We start from the raw sequence: 2,716 nt of genomic DNA on the forward strand, positions 1-2,716 counted from the left end.
CTGTACCAAAACCAAACTAAAAAATTACCCTCCCCCCCTCCACCAAAAACACACGAAGAAATTCTGAATATGGTGAAAGATAGCTACTCAATCGACGGCATTCTTTCACGTTTCCAAGGTGAATAATGCCGAAGAAAAAGAAAACTTTAAGTCCCGAACCTATCAAGAAACTTCAGGAAATAAAATGGGAATCTGAAAGTAGCCCTAAAGTACTTCAATTCAAGTTTGAGCCTTTCTGTAATCTTGAAGAAGTAAGAAAGCAGAAAGCAGAAAGCGATAAAAAGGCAATTAAAACTTGAGAAAAAGAAGCTTGAAAAAAGCAATCTTGAGAAAAAGAAACCAACTCCGGTAGCTACCCAGATAATCCCTGAAATTAAGACTTACAGCGTAGCTCCCGATAGGGAACAAAAAACTTATAAAGCAGGGTGGAATTATGAAAGAGCGCAGGCAGCGAGAGAACGAATTAATAATAATAAACCTTGGATTTATAGCACTGGGGCACGAACAAGCCTGGGTAAGAGGATAGTATCAAGAAATGCCCTTAAGCATGGGCTTTATTCCAAAGTGTTGCAATCTTCAAATTTAGAGTACATTTAATTCTCAGTATCGACCGCAGATATAGAACTCAAAGAGGATATTAATTATACGTCAAACGAAGAGAACGAGGACACTGTAAAATCGCTATAAGGTATATGATACAATAGTTATAAGAATTATAGAGACTAAGGAAAGATGGTAAAATTAAGAAAGCCAACGCTGTTAAAGAACGCTGGCTTTTGATGTTTTTAATTGGATTGATACCATGTCCATTCTATCAAATGAATGCCCTGCAACTGTACGGGCAATGACTTGTCATGCACCTTTCGCCTATGCACTGGCATTGGGCGAGAAACGAGAAGAATATCGGTACAGAGAGACTAAATACCGTGGCTGGGTATTCTTTCATTCTGGCATTTCAACAGCGTCAGACTACGCTTTTGAATATTTAGATATGTCCCCTGAAGACGCGAAACGCGGCTATATCATTGGGGCAGGCTACCTAAATTATTGCTCTCCATCAGGCAACATCTGGGCTTACGGATTCATCAATTCGGTGCTTTTTGAAAATGCCCAAAAAATCAGAGGCAAGCAACCTATTCTATGGCAGCCTGCTGATGATAATGAAGTCAAAATTTTCAATTCTTCGTGGCAGATTTTACAGACGATGATTCATACTGCCAAGTAAAAATGATGCCCTTCTAGGGCATCCTGACGGGTCTATTCTGGCATCCTTGCCAGTCTAAAGCCTAGCCATCTTCTGAAATCCCAAAGTGTGATCGCAATCCCAAGATTACCAACAAAGGAAATGCGATCGCACTTTCCTAGACCGCATATTAATAGTAGTTAATTGCTTGGTTTAATTGATGCCAATATTCATCAATCTTTGTCGAATGTTAGCCGCGTACCATTGACCACCTTTTGAGGTCATCAGCCCTAATTCGTTTAATTGGTCAGAGATTTTTGAATAGCTTAATCCCTCACCCCGCAGGTGTTTGGCAAGTGCGATCGCATCTTCCGAATTTGCCCTAGCTTTCGCTACAGAAGCCGTTCTTCCCGCCTTGCCTAGTTGTGCCCCTTGCGCTTTTTTGACTGCCAAGGCTGCACGGGTGCGCTCACCTATTTGCTTTCTTTCTTGTTCAGCTAGCATAGCCCAGATATAAATTTCCATCTGACTCATTTTAGGCGAAGAAGCTATTAATAAATCTGGTGTTTCTTTTCCCCACATATATTTTTGAGTGAAGCCACTGACGTGGTGCATTTCACGGCTGAAGCGGTCTAGTTTAGCTACTAAAATCTTCGATCCATTCATTTGTGCTAATGTCACGGCTTGGCAGAAAATAGGGCGTTGCTTTGGGTCTATTTTACCGCTAATAGTTTCTTGGAATTCTCCAATGATTTCTAGATTTAATTGTTGGGCTACTTGCCTGCACAAGTCTAATTGAGCTTCTAATCCTAGCCCTGATTTCTCCTGTTGGTCAGTAGACACTCTGCAATAAATTATTACGGTGTTCGTCGCAATTACTTTTGATTTTTTTGCTGTAGCCATGCCTTTGTAGTCCTCTAATGCCCCTTTGACCACTATAGGGCACTATAAAAGCATGAAAATACAAGATTTGATGAATTATCCCGCTAATTGGCTTGTCAATGACAAGCCATAATGTTACTATTTGACTAGTCAAGACTAGCCACACTTCCTATGAACGACAAGCCAAGAAAGCAGCTATCCCTACGCTTCGATAATTACGCTGAACTACTGGAAGAAGCCAAAAACTATTGTGAAATCAACAATATCACGCTTACCGACTTGGTAGCTACTGGGCTAAGACTAGCCATGACAAGTCAACAGCCTAGTCAATTGACAAGCCATGACAAGGCAGATAACAGCGATGAAAGACTAGCCAATATTGACGATAGACTAGCCAAGCTGGAGGAACAGCTAGCCACGACAAGCCAAGTAAGCTCAATTGTGCCTGACCAGGAAACAATAAGGGATGAAATTGACAATCGGACGGCATACCTTGCCACTGCAATGAACGAAGTCAAAGCACAGTTAGAGAATAAAATTGAGTTTTTAAAAACTAGACTAAAATCTCTTGAACAAAATCAAGAAGAAAAGCTGGATGATTCCCCGGTCACACCCGAAGCAACAATTCAAGATGTTACTTTGCCCCTGCCC

General features: G+C 41.1%; 4 protein-coding genes. 3 read left to right on the forward strand and 1 reads right to left on the reverse strand.

Annotation, left to right across the window (positions count from 1 at the left end):
* Positions 1-125: 125 nt before the first annotated feature.
* Together IQ229_RS22950 and IQ229_RS22955 are read left to right on the forward strand one after the other, a co-directional pair.
* The gene (locus tag IQ229_RS22950) at positions 126-299 is read left to right on the forward strand and encodes a hypothetical protein (RefSeq protein ID WP_194047708.1); all 174 of its coding nucleotides are present in this window, start codon (positions 126-128) and stop codon (positions 297-299) included.
* A gap of 503 nt (positions 300-802) precedes the next feature.
* The gene (locus IQ229_RS22955; RefSeq protein WP_194047710.1) at positions 803-1,225 is read left to right on the forward strand and encodes an ASCH domain-containing protein; all 423 of its coding nucleotides are present in this window, start codon (positions 803-805) and stop codon (positions 1,223-1,225) included.
* A gap of 171 nt (positions 1,226-1,396) precedes the next feature.
* Here the strand turns inward: IQ229_RS22955 and IQ229_RS22960 are convergent, their stop codons facing one another.
* Positions 1,397-2,086: a recombinase family protein gene (locus IQ229_RS22960; protein WP_194047712.1), complete on the reverse strand. Its 690-nt coding sequence runs from the start codon at positions 2,084-2,086 to the stop codon at positions 1,397-1,399.
* Positions 2,087-2,236: 150 nt separating this feature from the next.
* Between IQ229_RS22960 and IQ229_RS22965 the strand changes: the two genes are divergently transcribed.
* On the forward strand, positions 2,237-2,716 hold a 480-nt coding region (locus IQ229_RS22965; protein ID WP_194047714.1), incomplete at its 3' end, for a hypothetical protein.

Origin of the sequence: Nostoc cf. edaphicum LEGE 07299 (genome assembly GCF_015207245.1) — a bacterium.
Taxonomy (GTDB): domain Bacteria; phylum Cyanobacteriota; class Cyanobacteriia; order Cyanobacteriales; family Nostocaceae; genus Nostoc; species Nostoc edaphicum_B.